Origin of the sequence: Micromonospora sp. DT4 (assembly GCF_049841675.1) — a bacterium.
GTDB lineage: Bacteria > Actinomycetota > Actinomycetes > Mycobacteriales > Micromonosporaceae > Micromonospora.
Genome location: NZ_JBNCKT010000300.1, coordinates 1 through 1099, shown reverse-complemented (window position 1 = coordinate 1099; position 1099 = coordinate 1). Strand labels below are relative to the sequence as shown.

1 protein-coding gene is annotated in these 1099 nt (G+C 69.2%); it reads right to left on the bottom strand.

Annotation, left to right across the window (positions count from 1 at the left end):
* Positions 1-168 precede the first annotated feature (168 nt).
* Positions 169-828, bottom strand: coding sequence for a C39 family peptidase (locus ACLQ24_RS29765; RefSeq protein ID WP_425895059.1), 660 nt, complete (start codon positions 826-828; stop codon positions 169-171).
* Positions 829-1099 lie beyond the last annotated feature (271 nt).

Here is a 1099-nt window from a genome sequence, read left to right as displayed (position 1 = left end):
TGGACACTTTCCGTTAGCGGCTAACGGAGAGTGTCCAAGATCTGCTCATGTCTCGGGGTCTCGGGGTCTCGGGTTGAGGCGTGCTTCGTGACCGACTGACGGGATGCCGAAAGGGCCGGGCCCCTGTGGTGGGGTCCGGCCCTTTCGGTGGTGCTGGGTGTGCTGGGGTCAGCTGGTGGCGTAGCCGCGGGTGGCGATCCAGTCGGCGAGGTGTTCGACGGTGATGTCGTAGGCGGCGGTGTTCGGGTCGGCGGAGTCGGCGATGCGGATGGTGGTGCCGTTGTCGCGGTAGCCGACGACGCTGATGTAGTGCCCGCCCTCGAAGGAGTGGGTGTTGCCGTCGGTGTCGACGCTGGTGCCGGCGATGTTGGCGACCACGGCGCGGCCGTTGTCGACGGTGCGGACGATGTCGGTGCGTAGCTTGTCGGTCTGGGTGGCGTCGGCGTCGGGCTTGCTGATTTCGACCGAGTGGTAGGCGTCGTTCTTGCCGGTCTCCTTGTTCAGGACCGGGGTGATGTCGTTGATGGAGTTGGTGCCGGCCTCGGTGGTGCCCATTTCCTTGGCCATCGCGTCCACGCTGATGTTCTTGCCCTGCACGCTCAGGGCGTTACGGGCGGCGGCGGGGCCGCAGTAGTAGAAGTTCGGCTGCGCCTCGTAGCGCACCCCGAGTTGACGCTCACCGGAGGGCTTGCGGTCGGTCTGGGTCTGCGAGGCGGGCTTGGCCTCGGACGCGGCGTGGGCGGCGGTGACGGGGCCGGCGATGGCGCCGCCGGTGAAGGCGAGGCCGGCAGCGGTCAGAGCGGTCTTACGGATCAGATCGGTACGCATGATGGCGTGCTCCTCTGCATTGGGGGAAAACACGACGACACACGAGAGCGGGGGTGTGCCGTGCGGGAAGTTCGCGGGGATCTCACCCGGCGGCCGGGGGGCTGCGCGGGGGGTGTCCCGGAGGGTGGTGCAACGGTCCGGGGTGGCGGAGCATTCCCGCCAGGTCTTGCGGACCGGGCCGACGCGGTGGTGCTGCTCGGCCGTGCGGGGGTGTAACCGTGGCGGCCGGGCGGGTGTTCCCGGCGGCTGCCGTGCGCCGCTAGCTCGGGGG

Coding starts and splice junctions, on each gene's coding strand:
- ACLQ24_RS29765 (WP_425895059.1), bottom strand. CDS start 828: ATGCGTACCGATCTGATCCGTAAGACCGCTCTGACCGCTGCCGGCCTC.